The sequence below is a fragment of the Brevundimonas sp. genome, from assembly GCF_047617075.1.
GTDB lineage: Bacteria > Pseudomonadota > Alphaproteobacteria > Caulobacterales > Caulobacteraceae > Brevundimonas.
In genome coordinates, this window is sequence record NZ_JBLGCI010000004.1 from 113,350 (window position 1) to 135,018 (window position 21,669).

Annotated in this window: 21 protein-coding genes and 1 tRNA gene; 11 read left to right on the top strand and 11 right to left on the bottom strand. The window is 67.6% G+C overall.

The window, feature by feature from the left end:
- Positions 1-59: 59 nt before the first annotated feature.
- Entirely contained in the window at positions 60-794 is a 735-nt protein-coding gene (locus tag ACI8U3_RS05650; protein ID WP_415013886.1) for an arginyltransferase, read from the top strand.
- A gap of 4 nt (positions 795-798) precedes the next feature.
- Here ACI8U3_RS05650 and ACI8U3_RS05655 read toward each other — a convergent pair whose 3' ends face one another.
- Entirely contained in the window at positions 799-2,160 is a 1,362-nt protein-coding gene (locus tag ACI8U3_RS05655) for a PleD family two-component system response regulator (protein ID WP_415013887.1), read from the bottom strand.
- A gap of 12 nt (positions 2,161-2,172) precedes the next feature.
- On the bottom strand, positions 2,173-2,538 hold the full coding sequence (locus ACI8U3_RS05660; RefSeq protein ID WP_415013888.1) for a response regulator: 366 nt from the start codon (positions 2,536-2,538) through the stop codon (positions 2,173-2,175).
- Between the two features lie 131 nt (positions 2,539-2,669).
- Here ACI8U3_RS05660 and ACI8U3_RS05665 point away from each other — a divergent pair, with 131 nt between their 5' ends.
- From ACI8U3_RS05665 to ACI8U3_RS05685, 5 genes are all read left to right on the top strand, one after another.
- Entirely contained in the window at positions 2,670-3,965 is a 1,296-nt protein-coding gene (locus ACI8U3_RS05665; protein ID WP_415014051.1) for a DNA polymerase IV, read from the top strand.
- Positions 3,962-4,420, top strand: a complete 459-nt coding sequence (locus ACI8U3_RS05670; RefSeq protein WP_415013889.1) for a RidA family protein — start codon at positions 3,962-3,964, stop codon at positions 4,418-4,420. The genes ACI8U3_RS05665 and ACI8U3_RS05670 overlap by 4 nt, the downstream gene beginning before the upstream one ends.
- Entirely contained in the window at positions 4,417-5,574 is a 1,158-nt protein-coding gene (locus tag ACI8U3_RS05675) for a GNAT family N-acetyltransferase (protein WP_415013890.1), read from the top strand. Before ACI8U3_RS05670 ends, ACI8U3_RS05675 begins: the two co-directional genes overlap by 4 nt.
- Before the next feature lie 35 nt (positions 5,575-5,609).
- Positions 5,610-6,047, top strand: a complete 438-nt coding sequence (locus ACI8U3_RS05680; RefSeq protein WP_415013891.1) for an HIT family protein — start codon at positions 5,610-5,612, stop codon at positions 6,045-6,047.
- A gap of 51 nt (positions 6,048-6,098) precedes the next feature.
- Positions 6,099-6,174: transfer RNA gene (locus ACI8U3_RS05685), tRNA-Thr, on the top strand.
- A 21-nt stretch (positions 6,175-6,195) separates the two neighbouring features.
- Here the strand turns inward: ACI8U3_RS05685 and ACI8U3_RS05690 are convergent.
- Positions 6,196-6,357, bottom strand: coding sequence for a hypothetical protein (locus tag ACI8U3_RS05690; protein ID WP_415013892.1), 162 nt, complete (start codon positions 6,355-6,357; stop codon positions 6,196-6,198).
- A gap of 143 nt (positions 6,358-6,500) precedes the next feature.
- Between ACI8U3_RS05690 and ACI8U3_RS05695 the strand changes: the two genes are divergently transcribed.
- Complete coding sequence (locus ACI8U3_RS05695) at positions 6,501-7,004, top strand: c-type cytochrome (RefSeq protein WP_415013893.1); 504 nt, start codon at positions 6,501-6,503, stop codon at positions 7,002-7,004.
- A 6-nt stretch (positions 7,005-7,010) separates the two neighbouring features.
- On the opposite strand, the gene ACI8U3_RS05700 is transcribed toward ACI8U3_RS05695, so the two are convergent.
- The 4 genes from ACI8U3_RS05700 to ACI8U3_RS05715 form a co-directional block, all read right to left on the bottom strand.
- On the bottom strand, positions 7,011-10,148 hold the full coding sequence (locus tag ACI8U3_RS05700) for an efflux RND transporter permease subunit (RefSeq protein WP_415014052.1): 3,138 nt from the start codon (positions 10,146-10,148) through the stop codon (positions 7,011-7,013).
- On the bottom strand, positions 10,148-11,293 hold the full coding sequence (locus ACI8U3_RS05705) for an efflux RND transporter periplasmic adaptor subunit (RefSeq protein ID WP_415013894.1): 1,146 nt from the start codon (positions 11,291-11,293) through the stop codon (positions 10,148-10,150). Before ACI8U3_RS05705 ends, ACI8U3_RS05700 begins: the two co-directional genes overlap by 1 nt.
- Before the next feature lie 119 nt (positions 11,294-11,412).
- The gene (locus tag ACI8U3_RS05710; protein ID WP_415013895.1) at positions 11,413-12,135 is read right to left on the bottom strand and encodes a hypothetical protein; all 723 of its coding nucleotides are present in this window, start codon (positions 12,133-12,135) and stop codon (positions 11,413-11,415) included.
- A gap of 29 nt (positions 12,136-12,164) precedes the next feature.
- Positions 12,165-12,929, bottom strand: coding sequence for a class II aldolase/adducin family protein (locus ACI8U3_RS05715; RefSeq protein ID WP_415013896.1), 765 nt, complete (start codon positions 12,927-12,929; stop codon positions 12,165-12,167).
- Positions 12,930-13,075: 146 nt separating this feature from the next.
- Here ACI8U3_RS05715 and ACI8U3_RS05720 point away from each other — a divergent pair, with 146 nt between their 5' ends.
- Genes ACI8U3_RS05720 through ACI8U3_RS05730 form a run of 3 tightly spaced genes read left to right on the top strand, consistent with a single transcriptional unit; the run spans position 13,076 to position 15,554 of the window.
- On the top strand, positions 13,076-14,188 hold the full coding sequence (locus ACI8U3_RS05720) for a DUF2336 domain-containing protein (RefSeq protein ID WP_415013897.1): 1,113 nt from the start codon (positions 13,076-13,078) through the stop codon (positions 14,186-14,188).
- Positions 14,189-14,237: 49 nt separating this feature from the next.
- Positions 14,238-15,017: an NAD kinase gene (locus ACI8U3_RS05725; RefSeq protein WP_415013898.1), complete on the top strand. Its 780-nt coding sequence runs from the start codon at positions 14,238-14,240 to the stop codon at positions 15,015-15,017.
- A 33-nt stretch (positions 15,018-15,050) separates the two neighbouring features.
- A complete protein-coding gene (locus ACI8U3_RS05730) occupies positions 15,051-15,554 on the top strand; it encodes an Hpt domain-containing protein (RefSeq protein WP_415013899.1) in 504 nt (167 codons plus the stop codon).
- A gap of 187 nt (positions 15,555-15,741) precedes the next feature.
- Here the strand turns inward: ACI8U3_RS05730 and ACI8U3_RS05735 are convergent, their stop codons facing one another.
- Together ACI8U3_RS05735 and ACI8U3_RS05740 are read right to left on the bottom strand one after the other, a co-directional pair.
- Positions 15,742-16,881: a DUF2336 domain-containing protein gene (locus ACI8U3_RS05735; RefSeq protein ID WP_415013900.1), complete on the bottom strand. Its 1,140-nt coding sequence runs from the start codon at positions 16,879-16,881 to the stop codon at positions 15,742-15,744.
- Positions 16,882-16,976: 95 nt separating this feature from the next.
- Positions 16,977-17,774: a transglycosylase SLT domain-containing protein gene (locus tag ACI8U3_RS05740; protein ID WP_415013901.1), complete on the bottom strand. Its 798-nt coding sequence runs from the start codon at positions 17,772-17,774 to the stop codon at positions 16,977-16,979.
- Between the two features lie 269 nt (positions 17,775-18,043).
- On the opposite strand from ACI8U3_RS05740, the gene ACI8U3_RS05745 reads away from it, so the two are divergent.
- Entirely contained in the window at positions 18,044-18,763 is a 720-nt protein-coding gene (locus ACI8U3_RS05745; RefSeq protein WP_415013902.1) for a TonB family protein, read from the top strand.
- Here the strand turns inward: ACI8U3_RS05745 and ACI8U3_RS05750 are convergent.
- Positions 18,760-19,767 carry an NAD(P)/FAD-dependent oxidoreductase gene (locus ACI8U3_RS05750; RefSeq protein WP_415013903.1) on the bottom strand — a complete coding sequence of 336 codons (1,008 nt, stop codon included), beginning with the start codon at positions 19,765-19,767 and terminating at the stop codon, positions 18,760-18,762. The two genes, ACI8U3_RS05745 and ACI8U3_RS05750, sit on opposite strands and share 4 nt — an antisense overlap.
- Positions 19,768-19,802: 35 nt before the next feature.
- A complete protein-coding gene (locus ACI8U3_RS05755; protein ID WP_415014053.1) occupies positions 19,803-21,638 on the bottom strand; it encodes a phosphoenolpyruvate carboxykinase (GTP) in 1,836 nt (611 codons plus the stop codon).
- Positions 21,639-21,669 lie beyond the last annotated feature (31 nt).

Below are 21,669 nucleotides of genomic sequence, written 5' to 3' on the forward strand. Positions count from 1 at the left end.
TTGCCCCCAAATCCTGTCAGGTCGAACTATCGGCCTGATTTCGTACAGGTTGCTGGAGCGTGACCAGACACATTCCGACACGGCAGCTGCGGTTCTTCATGACCGCCACCGCGCCTTGTCCCTACCTGCCCGGACAGGTGGAGCGGAAGGTGTTCGCCAACCTGCCCTTTTCCGACGGGGCGGACGTCAACGACCAACTGACCAGCGCCGGCTTCCGCCGCAGCCAGAACATCGCCTATCGCCCCGCCTGTGAGGCCTGCGACGCCTGCGTCTCGGTGCGCCTGCCGGTGGCCGATTTCGTCTTCAGCCGGTCCCAGCGCAAGGTGATGAACCGCAACGCCGACCTCGTCCGCGCCCTGGTCGAGGCCGAGGCCACCATGGAGCAGTTCGACCTGCTGCGTCGCTATCTGACCACGCGCCACCCCGGCGGCGGCATGACCGACATGACCTGGCAGGACTATGTGGCCATGGTCGAGGACACGGCGGTCCGCACGCACTTGATCGAATACCGCCTGCCCTCCGACGACGGCGGCCCGGGCGAGCTGGTGGGCGTTTGCCTGACCGACCTGCTGTCGGACGGCTTGTCCATGGTCTACAGCTTCTTCGACCCGCGTCTTGAGCGGCGCAGCCTCGGCGTCTTCGCCGTGCTGGACCACGTCCGCCAGGCCGCTCTGATCGACGCGCCCTACGTCTATCTGGGCTACTGGGTCCAGGGCTCCAGCAAGATGGACTACAAGGGCCGCTTCCGCCCCATGGAGGTGCTGCGCCCACCCGGGTGGACTCTGGTGGTTTGAACGATCAGGCGGCGCGGGCGATGACCCGGTCGCGGCCCGAAGTCTTGGCCTCGTAAAGCGCCTCATCCGCCCGCTTGAGCAGGGCCTCGGGGGTATCGTGCTCGCCCTGCGTGGCCGCCACACCCGCCGATATGGTGATGGTCAATAGTTCCTTGCCGCCCATGATGCGGAAGGGGGCCCCGCCCACGTCGCGGCGGATACGGTCCGCGACCCGCTCGGCGGCCTCCAGCGAGGCGCCGGGCATGACCACCACGAACTCCTCCCCGCCATAGCGGCAAGGCAGGTCGATGGCCCGCACATTGGTGGCCAGGCGCACCGCGAACTCGCGCAGCACCTCGTCGCCCGCGTCATGGCCGAAGCCGTCGTTGACGGCTTTGAAGTGGTCGATGTCGAGCACCATCACCGCCGCCGGCTCTCCGCCGCGCGAGGCGCGGGTGGCGAGGGCCTGCAGCTGGGTGGTCATGTAGCGGCGGTTGTGTAGGCCGGTCAGCGGATCGGTGACGGCCATCTCCAGGCTGTGGTCCAGCTTGTCGCGCAGGAAGTCGGTATAGCGTTTGCGCCGGATCTGGGTGCGCGCGCGGGCCGCCAGTTCCTGGGCGTCCACCGGACGGGTCAGCACGTCGTTGACGCCCAGCTCCAGCGCCTTGACCAGACGCTGCCGATCCTCCGGCTCGATGATGATGAGCAGCGGCAAATGGCGCGTAGCTTCCGCGGAGCGGATGTGGGCGGCGAGGCGCAGGCCGTCGAAGCTGTCGGCCGCCGCGTTGATGATCATCAGGTCCACAGGCCCGCGCGACGCCATCAGGGCGTTGCCGGCGTCGGACTCGATGACAGGGCGATGCTCTTCCTTGAGCTGGTCGAAGATTTTCGCCGCCTGACGCGCGTTGTCATCCACGATCAGGACACGCCCGCCGATGCCGCGCATGCGGGCGGAGCCTTCCTCAAGGCCCAGCTTGCGCCCGGATTCCTCGCGCTCGCGCAGTTCGTCCATGACCAGCTTCAGCCGGCTGAGCGAGCGCACGCGGGCGAACAAAACCACGTCGTCGATGGGCTTGGTGACAAAGTCGTCGGCGCCGGCCTCCAGCCCCTTGATGCGGTCCTCGCGGCCGTCCAGGGCGGTGACCATGACCACCGGGATGTGGCGGGTGAGCGGGTCGGCCTTCAGCCTGCGGCAGGTTTCGAACCCGTCCATGCCGGGCATCATGACGTCCAGCAGGATGATGTCCGGCTGGTCGCGGGCCGCGATCTCGAGGGCCGTCGGACCGTCGGAGCATTTCAGAACGTCGTAGTACTCGATGGTCAGCTTGGCCTCGAGCACGCGGACGTTCGCCTCGACGTCGTCGACCACCAGAATGCGTGCGGTCATCGGCCTGCCTCGCTACGCCACATACCGTTTCACGGTGTCCAGGAAGCCCATCACCGAAATGGGCTTGGATATATACGCTTCACACCCCCCCTCGCGGATGCGTTCCTCGTCCCCTTTCATCGCAAAGGCGGTGACGGCGATAACGGGAATATGGGCCAGATCCTCGTCCTCCTTGAGCCACTTGGTGACCTCGAGGCCGGAGATTTCGGGCAGCTGGATGTCCATCAGGATCAGATTGGGGCGATGCTCGCGCGCCATGGCCAGGGCCTGCAGCCCCTCGCGGGTTTGCAGAGTCTCGTAGCCCTGGGAATCGAGCAGATCATGAAAGAGCTTCATGTTCAGCTCGTTATCCTCGACGATGAGGACTTTCTTGGACATCATCACCGGACCGGTCTGTTCCCTGCCGAGACGCTTCGGCCATCCCCATATGGTCAGGAACGGCCCGCATCTTGTTGAGCGCCACTATGGCCGGGCATCCTTAAGTTGGCGTGAAGGGCGAACACCGGGCGATGAAGGCCATCTGCCGTGACTGTCTGTGGACCGGCGACCGGGCGGTTTCGCGCTGTCCGGCGTGCGGATCGCCGCGCGTGGTGGCCCACGACGAGCTGGACCACCTTATCATCGCCCACCTGGACTGCGACGCCTTCTACGCCTCGGTTGAGAAACGCGACCGGCCCGAGCTGCGCGACAAGCCGGTGATCGTGGGCGGGGGTAAGCGCGGGGTGGTGTCCACCGCCTGCTATGTGGCGCGGCTGTACGGCGTCGGCTCGGCCATGCCCATGTTCAATGCGCTAAAGGCCTGCCCGGAAGCCGTTGTCATCAAACCGGATTTCGCCAAGTACAAGCATGAGAGCGGCCGCATTCTGGGCGCGCTGGCGAAGCTGACGCCTCTGATACAGACCTTGTCGCTGGACGAGGCCTGGGCCGACCTGTCGGGCACCGAGCGCTTGAACGGCGGACCGCCCGCCTTCCAGCTTATCCGGTTGCAAAAACAGATCGAGGAAGAGACCGGCCTGACCGTCTCCATCGGCCTGGCGCCCAACCGGTTCCTGGCCAAGATCGCGTCGGAACTGGACAAGCCGCGCGGTTTTTCGGTGATCGGCGCCGCCGAAGCGAAGAGCCTGCTGGCCGACAAGCCGGTCACTATCCTGCCCGGCGTGGGCAAGGTGTTCTCCAAAAGCCTGCGCAGCGACGGCTACGCCACCGTGGGGGATCTGGCGCGCGAAGACGTGAAGACGCTGGTGCGGCGCTATGGGGAATCCGGCCTGCGCCTGCATGATCTGTCCCACGCCCGCGACGCCCGTCCTGTGAACCCGGACCATGACCGCAAGGGCATGAGCGCCGAAACCACCTTCAACGACGACCTGAGCACGCTTGAATCGCTGGAGGCCGAGCTGTGGCCCCTGTGCGAGAAGCTGGCGGCCAAGGCCCGCCGCGACGGTGTGGCCAGCCGGGTGATCGTGCTGAAGCTGCGCGCCACCGACTTCCGCATCTACACGCGCCGACGCAGCGTGCCTGATCCGATCCAGACGGCGCGCGGCCTGTTCGCCGTGGGCCGCGAGCTGCTGAAGCCCGAGATCGGCCGCCCCTGGCGCCTGATCGGCATCGGCATGGCCGAGATCGTGGACGCCGAGGACGCGCCCGCCGGGCTGTTCGCCCACGACCAGACCCGCGCGCTGAAGACCGAAACCACCATCGACGCCCTGAGGGAAAAGTACGGCGCGGGCGCCGTGGTCGCCGGGCGGGCGTTGAAGCCGGGCGCCGGGACGTCTAAATCCCGTGCAAAGCCTCAGGAGCCCACATGACCATCGAAGCCCGCCTCAAAGACCTCGGCATCGACCTGCCGAAGCCCGCCGCCGCCGTGGCCAACTATGTGCCCTTCGTGCGCGCCGGAAATCTGGTCCACATCTCGGGCCAGCTGTCGAACGACGCCAAGGGCGGCATCAAGGGCACGGTCGGCGACGACGTGGATCTGGAGACGGCGGTGGCCGGCGCGCGCCTGTGCGGCATCAATCTGGTGGCCCAGATCAAGGCCGCCTGCGACGGCGATCTGGAGCGGGTGGTGCGCATCGTCAAGCTGGGCGGCTTCGTCCAGGCGGCGGGCGACTTCATCGAGATCCCCAAGGTCATCAACGGCTGTTCCGACCTGATGGTGGACGTGTTCGGCGACGCCGGCCGCCACGCCCGCTCGGCCGTGGGCGTCTATCGCCTGCCGCTGGGCTTCGCCGTCGAGGTGGACGCCGTCGTCGAGGTGCGGTGAGCACCGACGCCGACTTCATCCTGAAGGTCCACGGCCGCATCGAACAGATCGGTCGCGACGCCTGGGACGCCTGCGCGGCGCACGCGGGCGACCCGTTCGTGGGCTATGACTTCCTGAACGCCTGCGAGGAAGCGGGCTGTGCGGTGGAGGCGCAGGGTTGGGGCCCGCGCCACCTGTCGCTGCACGGCCCAGACGACGCCGTGCTGGGGGTCATGCCGCTCTATCTGAAGGGCCACAGCCAGGGCGAGTACGTCTTCGACCACGCCTGGGCCGACGCCTATGAGCGCGCGGGCGGGCGCTATTATCCCAAGCTGCTGTCGGCGGTGCCGTTCACGCCCGTGACGGGACCACGCCTGCTGAACGCGCCGGGGACCGACGCCGCCACCGTGGGCGCGGCGCTGCTGCAAGGCGCGCGGACCCTGTGCGACCGCACCGGCGCCTCGTCTCTGCATGTGAACTTCCCGGACGCCGATCAGTGGCGGCTGATGGGCGACCAGGGCCTGCTGCTGCGTCAGGACATGCAGTACGTCTGGCGCAACGACGGCTACGCCGCCTTTGACGACTTTCTGGCCGCCCTCTCCTCCTCCCGGCGCAAGACCATCCGGCGCGAGCGACGCGACGCCCAGGCGGGGCTGGACATCCGCGTGCTGACCGGCGGCGACATCACCGAGGCGCACTGGGACGCCTTCCACGAATTCTATCTGGACACCGGCGACCGCAAATGGGGCCGGCCCTATCTGAATCGGGCGTTCTTCAGCCTGATCGGCGCGCGCATGAACGACCGCATCGCCCTGGTCATGGCCTTCGACGGCGGCCGCCCCATCGCCGGCGCACTGAACTTCATCGGCCGCGACGCCCTGTACGGCCGCCAGTGGGGCACACTGGAGGACCGGCCGTTCCTGCATTTCGAGCTGTGCTACTATCAGGCCATCGCGTTCGCCATCGCGCGGGGCCTGTCCCGCGTCGAGGCCGGAGCCCAGGGCGAGCACAAGATGGCGCGCGGCTATCTGCCCACGCCGGTCTACTCGGCCCACCACATCGCCGATCCGATGCTGCGCGGCCCGGTGGCTGACTATCTGGATCAGGAACGCCCCGCCGTCGCCGCCGAGATCGAGGCCATGACGGCGGCGTATTCGCCGTTCCGATCGGCGTGATCTATGCTGGATGAAGCAACAGAAGGAGCCCGCCCATGAGCCTTCACGGCGCCTACGACCCCGACAACATCTTCGCCAAGATTCTGCGGGGCGAGATCCCGGCGGTGAAGGTGTGGGAGGACGAGCATGTCCTGGCCTTCATGGACGTGTTTCCCCAGTCCGAGGGCCATGTGCTGGTGATCTCGAAGACCTCCACCGCCCGCAACATGCTGGAGATCGAGCCCGAGGCGCTGGCGCGGATCACCGAGGCGGTGCGACGGCTGTCGGTGGCGGTGGACAAGGCGCTGAAGCCCGACGGGATCACGATCAGCCAGTTCAACGGGGACGCCGGCGGCCAGACCATCTTTCACCTGCATTTCCACATCGTGCCCCGCTGGGCCGATCGGCCCCTGAAGGGCCACGGCCATGCGCCCATGGCCGAGACTGACACGCTGCGCGCGCTGGCGGACCGGATCGCCGCGAAACTGGATTGATCGGACGGCTTGCGGTCACCGGCCGCACCCCTCATAACCCCACGCCGAAGCGCCGGTTTAGCTCAGCTGGTAGAGCAGCGGTTTTGTAAACCGAAGGTCGCGGGTTCGATTCCTGCAACCGGCACCATTCGCCTTCAGGGCCGCCCGTTCAGGGGACAAGCCCGCCTACATCGCCGACACCCTCGTCGTCCTTGTCCGGCTTGTCGCCGTCGGTTCGGCGCTGAAGGGCATCTGCTTCTTCCCCCAGGTCGTCGGCCTCCTTCTCGATCTGATCGGGGTCCAGGTTGTGCGGATCGGTGTGTTCGGTCATGGACCTGCTCCCTTGATGGCTGTCCCATGAGAATTCTTCAGCCCGACTGATGTTCCGCCCGCGACGCTTCGCCGATTTTCAAGCCGCGACCGGACTGGTAGGCCATGAGGCTCGTCATCGACGGTGGAATAACGGAGACCGCAATGCGCACAATCCGCACCATTGCCCTTGTGGGCGCTGTCACGGCTCTTGCTTCCTGCGGCTCAGGGGATGAACAGACCCCCGACGAGACTGCGGCGCCGCCCGCCCCGGCTCCCGAGGCCCGCGTGCTGACCGATGAGGAGCGCGCCGCGATCCTGGCCTCCCTCCCCGCCCCGTACAGCGAAGCGGACACCGAGAACGGCCGGCGGGTCTTCGCGCGCTGCCGGTCGTGCCACACCCTGCCCGAGGGCGGGCCGAACATGACGGGGCCGAACCTGTGGGGCGTGTTCGGGCGTCAGGCAGGATCGGTCGAGGGCTACAACTATTCCCCCGCCCTGCGCGAGGCGAACTTCACCTGGACGGCGGAGCAGCTGGACCAATGGCTGAACGACCCGCGCGGCTTTCTGCCCGGCAACAAGATGAGCTTCGCCGGGGTGCGCGACGAGACGGACCGCCGCGACCTGATCGCCTGGCTGAAGGTGGAGACCGGCTACACGCCTGAGTGAGCGGGGTTACTCCGCCGCGTGCTTGAGCGCGTCGTTGGCGGCGACCTCCTGGGCCTCCCACTCCTCGATCTTGCGGGCCGTGTACTCCGGCGAGCGGGTGAAGCGCGCCAGGGCGCCGTAGATCACCGGCACCACGAACAGGGTCAGCAGGGTGGCGAACAGGGCGCCGGAGAAGATCACCACGCCGATGGTCTGGCGGCTGGCCGCGCCCGCGCCCTGCCACAACACCAGCGGCAGGGCGCCGAAGGCGGTGGCGATGGAGGTCATGATGATGGGGCGCAGGCGGAGAGCCGAGGCCTCCACGATGGCTTCCTTCACCGTTCGTCCCTGATCGCGCAGCTGGTTGGCGAATTCCACGATCAGGATGCCGTTCTTGGCCGCCACCCCGATCAGGATGATCAGCCCGATCTGGGAATAGATGTTCAGGCTGGACCCGGCCATGACCAGGCCGAACAGCCCGCCGGCCGCGGCGAGCGGCACGGTCAGCATGATGACCGCCGGCGTGATCCAGCTCTCGAACTGCGCCGCCAGCACCAGAAACACCAGGATCAAGGCCAGACCGAAGGCCAGGGCCACCGCCCCGCCCGCCTCGGCCTGATCCCGGGCCGCGCCGCCCCAGCGGACCGTGGCCACGCCCTGCGGCTGCTGAGCGGCCTGTTCCTCGAACCACTCCACCGCATCGGTGATGGTGTAGCCGGGATTCAGGTCGGCGCTGAGGGTGATCTCGCGCTGACGATCCAGGCGGCGCCGGTCAGGCGTGTCGCCGGAGGTCTGGGTCTGGACCACCGACGACAGGGGCACAAGCTCGCCGGATCCCGTCGCGACATAGAGGGTGCGCAGGTCGTCGACGCTGGAGCGGTTCTCGCGATCCGTCTGCAGGATCACGTCGTACTCCTGACCGCCCCGGATGTAGGTGGTGGCGCGGCGGGAGCCGAACATGGTCTCCAGCGTTCGGCCAATGTTCTGGGAGGACACGCCCAGAGCGGCCGCCTGTTGCGGGTCCACGTCCACCAGCAGACGCGGTGCGTTGGGCTCGTAATTCAGGCGGGGGCGCGACAGGCCGGGATTGTCCAGCGATGCGTTCATGATCGGCTGGACCCACTCGTAAAGACGCTCGTATTCGGCGCCGACGATGATGAAGTCCACCGAGTTGCCGCCACCGCCCCGGAAGGAGCCGGGGGTGGAAGCGTTGACCTGGGCGCCGGTCTGGTTGCGCAGGGACTGGTTCAGCTCCTGAGCGATTTCGTCAGCGGAGCGATCCCGCTCGCCCCAGTCCGCCAAGGTCAGGATGGCGTTGCCAGCGTTGAAGCCGGAGCCCCAGCCCGGCGCGGAGATCAGATAGGAATCCGCCTCGCCCGACTGATGATATTCGGCAAGCTGCGGCTCCAGCCCCAGCATGATGTCGCGGGTGTAGTTGAACCCGGCGCCTTCCGGCCCCTGAACCCGAACCATGACCCGGCCGCGATCCTCGTTGGGCACCAGTTCGTTCGGCAGGCTCATGAACATCGCCACCGCGCCCACGACGACCAGAACGACCACGACCGCGACTCCGGCGACCGCCTGGCGTGCGCCAAGAAGGCCTTCCAAAGACGCCTGATATGATCGCTTCAGGGCGTCCATGCCCGCGTCCACCCGGCGCGCCACCCACCCCTGGCCCGAAGCCGGACGCAGGATCTTGGACGCCATCATCGGCGACAGGCTGAGCGCCAGGAAGGCGGAGAAGAAGATGGCGGCGGTGATGGCCACCGCCAGCTCCACGAACAGGCGCCCCACATAACCAGGCAGGAACATGAGCGGCGCGAACACCGAGATCAGCACGACGGTGGTGGCGACCACGGCGAAGAACACCTGACGGGCGCCGCGCTCGGCGCCGACCAGCGGGGGCTCGCCGTGATCGATACGGCGCTGGATGTTCTCGGTCACGACAATGGCGTCATCCACCACCAGTCCGATGGCCAGAACCAGGGCCAGCAGGGTCAACAGATTCAGCGAGAACCCGAAAGGCGCCAGGATGATAAAGGTGGACAGCAAACAGATGGGCGCCACCACCGACGGGATGATCGCGGCCCGCAGGGTGCCCAGGAAGATGAAGTTCACCAGCCCCACCAGCGCCAGGGCGATGCCGATGGTGATCCAGACCTCGTCGATGGCGTGCTTGGTGAAAACGGAGTTGTCCGAGCCCACAACGAGTTCGCTGCCTTCGGGCAGGCCGGGCTGAACCTCTTCCATCAGGGCGCGGACGCCCTCGGAAATCTCCAGGTCGTTGGCCTGGGACTGTCGGGTGATGGCCAGCCCGATCTGGTCCAGCCCGTTGCCCCGGAACAGACGGCGATCTTCGGCCGGCGCCTCTTCCACCCGGGCGATATCGCCCAGTCGGGTGACATAGGCGCCGTCACCGGAGCCCGAGGCGCTGACAGGCAGATTGGCGAACTCTGCGGGCGTCGCATAGTTGCGCGCGACCCGCACGGTGTAGTCCTTGTCCACGGACTCCAGCGTGCCGGCGGGCAGCTCGATGTTCTGGCGCGTCAGGGCGGATTCCACATCCGTCACCGTCAGCCCGCGCGCGCCCAGGGCGGCGGCGTCCAGCCAGATACGCATGCTGTATTCCTGGTCCCCGTAGATGTTCACGGCGGCCACGCCCGGCACTACCGAAAACCGGTCGACCAGATAGCGATCGGCGTAGTCGGTCAGCTCCAGCCGGTTCATGGTTTCGGAGCGCAGGAACAGGATCATGATGGGCTGGCCGTCGGTATCGGCCTTGGCCACCTCCGGCGGGTCCGCCTGATCCGGCAGGTTGCCCAGAACGCGAGAGATGCGGTCGCGCACGTCGTTGGCCGCGTCGTCGATGTTGCGGTCCAGAGAGAACTCGATGGTCACCCGAGAGCGGCCGTCCCGGCTGGACGAGGTGACGCGCTCGATGCCCTGGATGCCCGCGATGCGCTGCTCGATCGGTTCAGTGATCCGGCTCTCGATCACCTCGGCCGAGGCGCCCGGATAGTTGGTGCTGACCGAGACGATGGGCGGGTCAACGTCCGGCAGCTCGCGCACCGGCAGGAAGAAGAACGCCGCCGCGCCGATGACGCACAGAACGATGGCCGCGACAGCGGCGAAGACGGGGCGACGAACGGCGACGTCTGACAGCATCATGGCGCGGACGTCCTTGTAACGGCGCCGCCCTCGGGCGGATTCTGCGAAGAAGCGCTATCACCGGACGAACTGGCGACCTGCACCGCCGCGCCCGGCTGGATGCGGTTGAGGCCCGAGCCGATGACTCGGTCGCCGGGATCCAGCCCCTGCAGAATCTCGACCATCCCGGATTCTACAGCGCCGGTCTGGACCTCGATGCGCTGGGCGGTGCTGCGGTCGCCGTCTGTAGCGATCCGATAGACGAAGGCGCCGGAGCCTTCGTACTGCACCGCCGCCTCTGGCACAGCCGCGGCCGTGCGCTGACCCTGCTGCACCGAGACACGCATGCTCATGCCGGGCCGGATCGACAGATCGGGATTGGGGAACTCGGCCCGCGCGGTCAGGGCGCGGGTCTGCGGATCGATGCGGGTGTCCAGGTCGGCGATGCGGCCCGAGAACTCTCGGCCGGGATAGGCGTCGGCGCGCGCCGTGATCTCCACGCCAGGCCGCAGCACCGGCAGGTAGCGTTCAGGCACCTGGAAGTCCACGCGCACCACCGAGATGTCGTCCAGGGTGGCGATCACGGTTCCGGGGTTCACCAGGGTGCCGGGTGTGACGGTGCTGAGTCCCAGCACGCCCGCGAAGGGCGCCCGGATCATGCGCTCGCCGCGACGGGCCTGCGCGGCCTCCAGCGCCGCTTCGGCGGTTTCGAAATCGGTGCGGGCCTGTTCGGCCGTGACGCGCGGCGCGATGCCCCGCTCGGCGAGACCCTCCCAGCGCTCCATATCGCGGCGGGCCTGACGCACCCGCGCCTCGGCTTCGATGATGCCCGCGTCCTGCTCATCGGCGCGCAACTCAACCAAAGGCGCGCCGGCGGCCACCCGCTGCCCATCCGAGAAAAAGACTCGCGTGATGAGTTCGGTGTTGCTCGAGGTAATGTCCACGGACCGGCGGCCGCGCGCCACGCCCAGAACCTCGAAACTGTCGCTGAAGGCGCGGTCAACCACGCGGATCTCGGCCACTTCCTGAGCGCCGCGTCCGCCGCCCGGCCCGCCCGGCCCGCCGCCCTCCTCGCCCGCGAACGCCATGCGCAGAACCACCGCGACCACCATCAAGGCTACGGCGGCGACGGCGGCGAAGAGAAAGAAATGTCGTTTCAGCACAATGAGCGATCCGGCGGGTTGGGGAGTGGGCAAGCCCTTATCGGCCTCGCTCGTGGAAGCAAGCCCGATTGCACTAACGTGGTGAAGTTACGGAATCCGTCGCTTTCGGATGCGCTTTCTCAAAACCGTCGCCAGACGGCCAGGATCGGGCCGCTGGAGTCCGGGACATTGCGACCGGCCATGGTGTGCCGCCACCCGGCTTGCAGACTCCAGTCGCCCGAGGTGCGCACCACCGATGTCTCCAGATTGGCCCACTCGCTGCCCTGTTCGCTGCGTCCGGCGAACACCTGATTCAGCATGCTCCAGCCCGGCGCCAGCTCGGCGCCCGCCGTCAGGTCCAGCCGCGTCTCGTCCGGCAGGCCGTCACGCAGTCGCCGCGCCGCCTGCACCTCCACGAACGCCCCCCGCCACGCAAACGAGCGCCCGGCCAAAACACGCAGGTCCCAGTCACTGTCGCCTGCGCCCGGCGGCGCATAGACGGCGTTGCGCGCGTCGCCGCCCCAGGCATGGCCCGCATAGACGCTGAGAACCGTCCAGTCGTCTCGCCAGACATTGACCCGCACACCCAACTCCAGAGGCCCGCGGCCCTGATAGTCGAGAAAGGCGTCTTCCCCATCCTGCCAGTCGCCCTTGAACTGCAATGTGATGCGGTCGGTCAGGCCATGCTCGGCGAACAGTCCCAGCACCTGATCGATCTGGTCCGCAGGCAAGGGTGCGTGAGCACCGGACAGATCGAAGGCTTCGTCCGCCCGCATGCTCTCGAACTTGAGGATCAGCTGGGTTTCGCCCTTGGGGGTCGGCCATGCGCCGGCAGACGCGACCGCCGGCGCGAGCATCGCCATGGCGGTCGCCACCCCGATGACCTTCCTGATCAGGCGTCGTATCCCGGCGAGCGGCGGTCGAGCTGGCGCAAGGCGCCCGGCCACGCCAGGGACGAAATGAAGGCGATGGCCTGTCCTTGCTCCTTCGTTTCCGCCTGGGCTGCGTCGGGGGCGATGAGGACGCCGTCCCTTCCCGCGCTGAGAGCGCCGATCTGCTGACGGCAGGCTCGCTCCAGAAAGAATATCCCGACCCACGCTGCGGCCGCCGTCGCGCCCACCGCCATGGTGCCGTGGTTGCGCAGCAGCATCAGCGGCTTGTCACCCAGGTCGGCCACCAGACGCTCACGCTCATCGTGGTTCAGGGCCAGGCCCTCATAGCCGTGATAGGCCACCTGATGCTGAAGCAGGCAGGCGTTCTGGCTGAGGGGAAGCAAGCCGTCCTTCTGCGCCGCGACCGCCACGCCCGCATCGGTGTGCAGGTGGATGACGAATTTCGCATCCTCGCGCGCCGCATGGACCGCCGAATGGATCGTGAAGCCCGCCGGATTGATGAAGTTCGAGGTTTCCTGAACCACGTTGCCGTCGAGATCGACCTTGACCAGCAGCGAGGCGGTCATCTCCTCGAAATAGTAACCGTAGGGGTTGATCAGAAAGTGATGCTCAGGCCCCGGCACGCGGGCCGAGATGTGGGTGAAGATCATGTCGTCCCACCCGTGCAGGGCGACCAGCCGATACAGCGCCGCCAGTTCGACGCGAACCTGCCATTCCGCCTCGGAAACCTTCGATTTCAAGGATGTGGACGCGCCGTCCACCATGACCGTCTCCCAAAGCAACCTGCCATGAGCCACCGTCGCCCCGCCCGCCTCGAGCGTCAAGGTTAGCGGCGCGTTAACCGTGCTTTCACCCGGCTGCGGCCAAGGTGAAGCTCGACGGGACCGCCGTCGCGAATCGGAGGCATGCCTTGGCCACGGCCCTGACCCGAAACAGCGCTTCCGCTCCAGGCGCGGCGGACCTTCTGACCCTGGCGCGCAGCCGCGATGTCGGCGACCAGCAGCGACTGCTGCGCGGGGTCGCCGCCCTTTGCGAGGCGGCTCCGCCACAGGCCGGCGATCCGGCCCATCAAATTCTGGGCGAGATCTTTCTGACGCTCGCTGAAAAGGCCGAGCGCGATATTCGCCGCACCCTTGCCGAGTGTCTGGCCAAAGCAGAATGGGCGCCGCCTGCCCTGATCAACACTCTGGCGCTGGACGAGATCGAAATCGCCCGGCCGGTGATCGCCGGCAGCCCCCTGTTGAAGGATCAGGAACTGCTGAAAATCCTGGTCGAATGCACCATTGAACATCAGATCGAAGTCGCCCGCCGTCCGCGTATCAGCGGCCGGGTGGCCGACGCCATCCTCGATGCGGGCGAGCCGGCGGTCATGACCGCCCTGGCCGCCAACCGCACCGCCGAAATCGGCGAATCGGGCGTGCGCCGGCTGGTTGAGGCGTCCCAGCGCATCGCAGCCCTGCGGGCCCCGTTAGTGCGGCACCCGGCCATGAACGACCAACTGGCGCAGCAGCTCTACGCCTGGGTCGGCCATGCCTTGCGCCAGGCCCTGTCGGAACGGTTCAGCGTGGACGCCCCCTCGCTGGACAGCGCCATCGACGAGGCTGTCCGCGCGGCTTATGTGCGCAAGGGCGAAGCGCCCGCGCTGTCTCTTGAGGATGACCCCGCTCGCGACGAGATGGAGCGGCGGCTGGTGGCCAAGATGGACGCGGCCGGACAGCTGCGGCCCGGCTATCTGATCCGCGCGATCCGCGAAGGACGACTCAGCCTGTTCGAGCACGCCCTGTCGGCGCTGGGGGGCTTCCCCCTCAGCCAGGTGCGTGCGTCCGTGCGCGGCGATTCGCCCGAGCCCCTTCGTCTGGCCTGCGCGGCCGTGGGAATCGACCGCGCCGTCTTCCCCGCGATTCTCGAAGAAGTCCGCAAGCTGAGCGGCGGACTGCCCGGCGGCGAACTGCGCAAGGCCCGATTCATGGAGCGTTCGGGCGAAAGCGCCGCCCGCGCCTTCCGGGCGTCGCGCGCCGCCTGACTGCCTTGCCGGGTTTGACTTCCTCGTCGCGGTCCGGTTGCAGTGACGCGTGAATACATTGCCGCCCTCCCCCCGTATCGCCTTCGCCGCCAGTGACAGGCCGGAAGCCCAGGCGGCGCGCGACGCCCTGGCGACCCGTTACCCCTCGGCGCCCGAGGAGCAGGCCGACGTCATCGTGGCCTTGGGGGGCGACGGCTTCATGCTGGAAATCCTGCATACGCACATCAACAGGCGAACGCCCGTTTTCGGCATGAACCGCGGCTCTGTGGGCTTTCTGATGAATGACTTCAGCGAGGACGGGCTCATCGAACGGCTGACCGGGGCGGTCGCCACCGTCATCCATCCGCTCGAGATGCGGGCCTGGACCAGCGAGGCGCAGGTCCAGACGGGCCTGGCCATCAACGAGGTGTCGCTGCTGCGCCAGACCCGCCAGAGCGCCAAGCTGCGCATCATGGTGGACGGCCGGGTACGCATGGAAGAACTCAGCTGCGACGGCGCGCTGGTTTCGACGCCGGCGGGCTCTACGGCCTATAACCTGTCGGCGCATGGTCCCATCATTCCGCTCGACGCCAAGATGCTGGCCCTGACTCCCATCAGCGCCTTTCGCCCCCGGCGCTGGCGCGGCGCCCTGCTGCCCCACGACGCCGAGGTCTGCTTCGAGGTCATCGAGCCCGACAAGCGGCCGGTCAGCGCCGTGGCCGATAATTTCGAGGTCCGGCGGGCACGCAAGGTGGAGGTCCGCGAACGGCGCGACATCGCCCTGACCATGCTGTTCGACGCCGACCGGTCGTTCGAGGAACGGGTTCTGGCCGAACAATTCACCGCCTGAGTCACGGGTTCTTAAGGCGCGGCGGTCATTGTCATGGCGCGCCATAGTCAGGAGCCTGCCGTGACCAAGTCCGCCCATTTCATCCAGCCGCCCAACACCCTGCGCCAGAAGGTCGGCGGTGGTTTCAGCGGCATTGATGCAGGCGCGATCGCCAAGGCGGAAGAAGCGCTTGCCGCCATGGCCGACCAGTTCGGCGCATGGCTGCAGGACGAAATCGACAAGATGGATGTGGCCTGGGCCGCTATTCAGGCCGAGGGCTATACGACCGCCACGGCCGAGGGCCTGTATTTCCGCGCCCATGATCTGAAGGGTCTGGGCGGCACCTATCAATATCCGCTGGTGACACGTCTTGCCGGCTCCATGTGCCGCCTGCTGGACAACGCCGATCAGCGCATGGCCGCGCCCTTGCCGCTGCTGGAAGCTCACATTCACGCCATCAAGGCGGTGGTCCGCGACAAGATCCAGACCGACGACCATCCTGTCGGCAAGGCCCTGGCCGAGGAACTCGAAGGTCAGGTCGCCGCCTTCAAGGGCTGATTCAGAAAGACCTCCTCCCCATTTCATGGGGAGATGGCGCGGGCGCGCCTCAGCGCCCGTGACGGAGGGGGCGGCGCAGGCGGCAAGGATTCGTGGCGGGTCATGCGGCAAGCGCCGAGCCTCCCCCTCCACCACGCCCTGCGGGCGCGGTCCCCCTCCCCAGGAATGGGGAGGAGATAGTTGAGGCTCAGGCCGCGTTTGCGGCCGCCACCTCCGGCTCCGGCGTCCGGTCGAGGCGCTCGAGCAGGTAGGCCATGTCCTCGCGCGGCGTATGGGGCCGCTGGGTCAGGAATCGCTCGAGCATGCGCTGCTGGAACCGGTCTCCGGTCATGTCGGCGCCCTCGGACTGCATCGAACGCCAGGTGTCGACGCCTGCGCGGAAAGCCTGGAACAGCCGCGGCGGAAGCCCGGCGCGATCATAGATCGCCCTCAGCCCCAGAGGCCCGGCGTCATGCACCATCAGCCAGGCCCGCTCGTGTGAGACACCCGCCAGTTCCGACAAGCCATGCTCGAAAAACGCCATCTGTCCGCGCGCCAGGCCGCGCAGAAGCAGCGAGGCGTTCAGGGCCTTTCGAGCATTCAGGGTCGCCACGAAATTGGCCATGTCCGGCGCGGCGCCGGCCTGATCGATCAGATCGACCGTGGCCCGCTCGCGCGTGAACTGCGCCAGTTGAATGGCCACCTCGGGGGCCAGGGCATGGCGAGAAACCAGATGGTCGCGCACGGCTTCACTGGCCAGACCGATCAGCTTTTCGGTGATCGCCATGGGCAGGACCGGACGGTAGGCCAGGGCCGCCACCAGTTCCCTTGACGTCCCGAAGCGCTGGACCGCGCGGCCCATGGCGCTCTCGGACAGGTCGGCGTTGTCGTTTGCGGCCAGGGTCCGCACGGCCAGCTCGCCCGCCTCGGCGGCGATCACGTCCGCCACATCCCGCGAAACCTTCGGTCGCCCGGCCACGGCCGTCTGACGCGAGGAAGAGCCGCTGCGGACAATCTCGATCAGATCCTCGTCAGTGAAAGCCGGAGAAAAGGCGATCATGGGCATGGCCACGCTGTCCACGTCCCGGGCCAACCGCCGCGCCACGTCACGAGGAACCAGATCGGAGGATTTCAGGGTCACAGCTAACGCCCGACGCACCATCTCGGCCACATCACCCGCCAGCACGCGAAGGATCTTTTCGGCGGCCGCACGGTCCATGTCGCTCAGGTCGGCGCGATCCATGGCCCGGCACAGCTTGTGGGCGGCTGTTGCGCGCTCATCGTCATCACCGCTCTTGATCAGGCGGTGCAGGTCCAGGTCGGTCAGGCGGGCGCGTGATGCGGTCATGTCAGCTTCCGGAAATCAGGCGCAGATGATGTCGCCGGCATCCTTAAGGTCGCGTTTACCGTAACGCCCGGAAGCGAATTTCGAGCGCCGTTCGCTTAAGTCTGACGCGATTCCCCAGGCGGCGCGAACGCCCTCAGGAAGGTGCTCGCCTCTCCCTCCCCCTGGGTTCCCAGCAGCATGTTCAGCAGGCTTTGATCCTGGCTGAGCCGGTCCATCCGCGCGGCGATCATCTGGTCGCGCTCGCTCAGCTGCGGTGCGGCCGGCTGCTGGGGCGCGCCCACCGCCGGATGGTCGCCGGCCGTCCTCTGCAGATTGGCGTGAACCTCGGCCACGGTCGCCGCACGGCCGTCCCGGTAGAAGATCGAGCGGTTGGCCGCAGCAGCCCGGGGAAACAGCGCCGCCGCCGAGGCGCCCGGCCGGGTGGCCATCGCCTCCATCAGGGTCGCCGCGCCCGCCGGGCCAAGGAAGTGCGCGGCGTAAAGGTCGCCGCCCCCCGGCTCCCGGCCCGTGCGTCCCCTCAGATAGGCCGCGTTCGACGAGGCCAGCTCGGCCGCCATCACTGACGCGGCGTGGGCGTCAAAACGCAAATCCATCACCACGTTTCTGGCGGATCCCTGAACCCGCCAGCGCCCGTCCGAGCCTTGATGAATGAGATCGGCGTATTGGCCATAGCCATGCCGATGGCCGTGCTGCTTGAGGGTGGCCAGCCAGGTCTGCTCGATGAACTGGAACAGGCCCGCGGCCGTGGACGTGCGCGCCTGGGCCTGGGGGTTCAGGGCGCTTTCGCGGCGGGCCGTGCGCATCAGGAAATCGAAGTCCACGCCGGTCGCGCTGGAGGCACGCCGAATGGCCGCCTCCACGCCGCCCGATGAGGGAATCGCTCCAATGCTCATAGTGTTGACGCTCGTTTACGTTGGTTAACGAAACCCTAAGCTTCGTTAACGGGGCGTTGTGATCCACAGATGGCTCGCGCGACCATCACGGACTGCTGATCAAGCGGCGCCGTAAAGTCGCCACAACCCAGGCGCGACACTCTGTTCGTCGGACCCCGGTTTTCCGATGGTCTGACCTGGAAACGAGAGCCTGCCCACGGCCTCGGCGAAATCGCAGACGGTTCCGCTTCAGCCGATCAGGCTCCCGAAAAACAAGGGAGTGGACGGCCATGATGATGAAGCTCGCAGGCGGACCCGGTTCGGTTCATCCGCTGGATTTCAACAACCGCAAGAGACCGGTGCCGCGCTGGGTCTGGTTGGCGGTCGGCGCCTCGCTGCTGGTGCACGGCGCGGCCGGAGTGTGGCTGTACCAGCAAAGGTTCGAGCTGCGCGCGCCGGAAGCCAGGCCGGAGCCGCCGACCACTGTCATAGAGATCATGCAGCGGCCCCGCCCTCCCGAGCCCCAGACTGCCGAAACGCCGCCGCCGCCCACGGCCATCCACCGGCCCGCGCCCAGCCCCGTACACCCGACGGAAATCCTGCCGATACCGCCGCTGGACACGCCGTTCACCAGTGACTTCAACCCCATCGTCATCGCGCCGACACCCAACCCTCCGGCCGAGACACAGGCGGATCCGACGCCTCCGGGGCCGCCGGTCATCAACAATCCGAGATGGATCGCACGGCCCACGCCGGATCAGATGGGACGCGCCTATCCCGACCGCGCGGCGCGTGACGGGACTGAAGGCGCGGCCACACTCCAATGCTCCGTCACGGCGCGGGGCAGCCTGACCGGCTGTTCGGTGATGTCGGAGACCCCGGGCGGACAGGGCTTCGGCCGGGCGGCCATGCAGCTGTCGCGGCATTTCCGCCTCAGCCCCCGCACCGTGGACGGACAGGCGGTGGAAGGCGCCGTGGTCACCATCCCCCTGACCTTCCAGCTGAACTAGAAACGCAGTGGATCGAAGGCGGCCGCAAAGGCCGCCTTCGGTTCGCCCGCAATGGCGCCGGCCACTGTCTGCGCCACCGCCGGCGCCAGCAGCCAGCCATTGCGGCGCGGCGCCAGGGCGGCTAACAGCCCCTCCCCCAGCGCCCCCGCCATGGGCAGGCCGTCCGGAGAGGCGCCGCGCACGCCCACCCGGGTCCGCCGCACGCCCACGGACGTCAGATCGAAGAACCGTCCGGCCGCCTCAATCATGCGCTTGGCCTGCACTGAATCCGGCGCCAGGTCCCGGCGGTCGAAATCCATGCTGGCCCCAACCAGAACGCCGTCGGTCATGGGGGCGACATAGGCGCCAGGACCACGCCGCATACGCTCGATCTGAAGGCCGTAAATCTGTTCCAGCTGCCCCCGGATGGGCCGGATCAGGTCGATGATGCGGACCGCCTCGGGCGTCAGACCGGGGATCGCCGCCTCCGGTCCGGTGGCCAGGACCACGGATCGTGCGCTGACGACGTCGCCGGACTGAAGCCGCGCCTGCCAACGCGCGCCGTCGGGGATCAGTTCGACCGCGCGGTCCATGACGATATTCAAACCGGACCATGCCCTGAGGGCCGCCATCGCCGGCGCCGCCTCAACGCGCCAGTCGTCGGGCGTGGACGTCACGCCGCCCTCCACCCAGGCTGCAAATCCGAGGTTGAGCAGCCGTTCGCCTACGGAGGCGGCGTCCGGCCCGCACCATTCCGAACCCTCGGCCGACAGGGTGACGCCGATCCGTTCCGCGAACTCAGGCCACAGGTCGCGCGCCTCGCGCAGCAGTTCGGCTCGCTCTCGAGTGACATTCTCCAGCGCGCATTCCAGGGCCGGCGCGATCATGCCCGCCGCCACGGACGAAGCGTTGTCGCCACCGGGATCGACCACGGTCACGCGCCGCCCGCGAACGGTCAGTTCAACCGCCGTCGCCAGGCCCAGGACGCCTGCGCCGATGATCAGGATTTCGCTGGAGGAAGACACGCGCCGTCATCGACCGGCGCGCGTCCTTTTTCAAGCTATTCGGCCGCCATTCGCGCCGCCCGGGCACGATCCAGTCGCTTGGTCAGCGCCTCGTGCTGTTTCCACAGCGCCTTGGGCAGGCGGTCGCCGAACTGCTCGAAGAAACCCGGAATCAGGGCCGCTTCCTCGCTCCAGACCTCGGGATCCACATCCAGCAGCGTGTCCAGCTGCGCCTCGGTCAGGTCGACCCCGTCCAGATCCAGCGCCTCCGCCGTGGGCACCCGGCCCACCGGGGTATCGATCGCCTCGGCCTCATCCTCAAGGCGCTGGGTGATCCACTTCAGCACCCGCACGTTGTCGCCGAAGCCCGGCCAGATGAAGCGGCCGTCCTGATCCTTGCGAAACCAGTTGACGAAGAAGATGCGCGGCAGCTTCGCCGCGTCGGCCTTCTCGCCCAGCTCCAGCCAGTGGGCGAAATAGTCACCCATGTTGTAGCCGCAGAACGGCAGCATGGCGAAGGGATCGCGGCGCAGCTCGCCGACCCGGTTCTCCGCCGCCGCCGTGCCCTCGGACGCCACGGTGGAGCCCATGAACACGCCGTGCTCCCAGTCGAAGGCCTCGGTCACCAGCGGCACGGCGCTGGCCCGGCGCCCGCCGAAAAGGATGGCGCTGATGGGCACGCCCGCCGGGTCTTCCCACTCGGGCGCAATCGTCGGGCACTGCTCGGCGGGGGCCGCAAAGCGCGAATTGGGGTGCGCCGCCGGTTCGCCAGACGCGGGGTCGTAGGGGCGCCCCTTCCAGTCGGTAAGCCCCTCGGGCGCGTCCTTCGTCAGACCTTCCCACCACACGTCGTTGTCGGCGGTCAGGGCCACATTAGTGAAGACGGTGTTCTTCGTCAGGGTGGCCAGAGCGTTCTGGTTGGTGTTGCGGCTGGTGCCCGGCGCCACGCCGAAGAAGCCCGCCTCAGGGTTCACCGCATACAACCGCCCATCGTCGCCGAAGCGCATCCAGGCGATGTCGTCGCCCACCGTCTCGGCCTTCCAGCCGTCAAGCGTCGGCTGCAGCATGGCCAGATTGGTCTTGCCGCAGGCGCTGGGGAAGGCGGCGGCGACGTAGTGCACTCGCCCCTTGGGATCGGTCAGCTTCAGGATCAGCATGTGCTCGGCCAACCAGCCTTCGTCGCGGGCCATGACCGAGGCGATGCGCAGGGCGTAGCATTTCTTGCCCAGAAGGGCGTTGCCGCCATAGCCGGAGCCGTAAGACCAGATTTCCCGCGTCTCGGGGAAATGGACGATCCACTTTTCGTCGTTACAGGGCCAGGGCACATCCGCCTGACCCGTGGCGAGCGGCGCGCCAAGCGTATGAACGGCCGGTACGAAGACTCCATCCTCGCCCAGCTGATCCAGAGCGGCCTGACCCATGCGCGTCATGATCCGCATGGACAGGGCCACATAGCCGCTATCGGTGATCTCCACGCCCAGGGCGCTGATCTTCGAGCCCAGCGGCCCCATGCAGAACGGGACAACGTACATTGTGCGGCCCGCCATGCAGCCGTCGAACAGGCCGTTCAGCCGCTCGCGCATCTGAGTCGGATCGGACCAATTGTTGGTGGGCCCCGCGTCGGCCTGGTCCTGTGAACAGATGAAGGTGCGGCTTTCGACCCGCGCCACGTCCTTGGGGTCCGAGGCGGCGTAATAGCAACCGGGCCGGGTCTCGGGATTCAGCGGGCGCAAGGTGCCGCGCGCCACCAGATCGGCGGCGATCGCGTCGGCCTCGGCCTGCGAACCGTCGCACCAGTGGACCCGGTCGGGGCGAGTCAGGGCGGCGATCTCGGTCACCCATTGAATCAAGCCACGGTGCTGCGTCGGGGCGGCGTCCAGCCCCGGAATCATCTCGGTGTTCAACGCACGTCTCCCTGAGCAT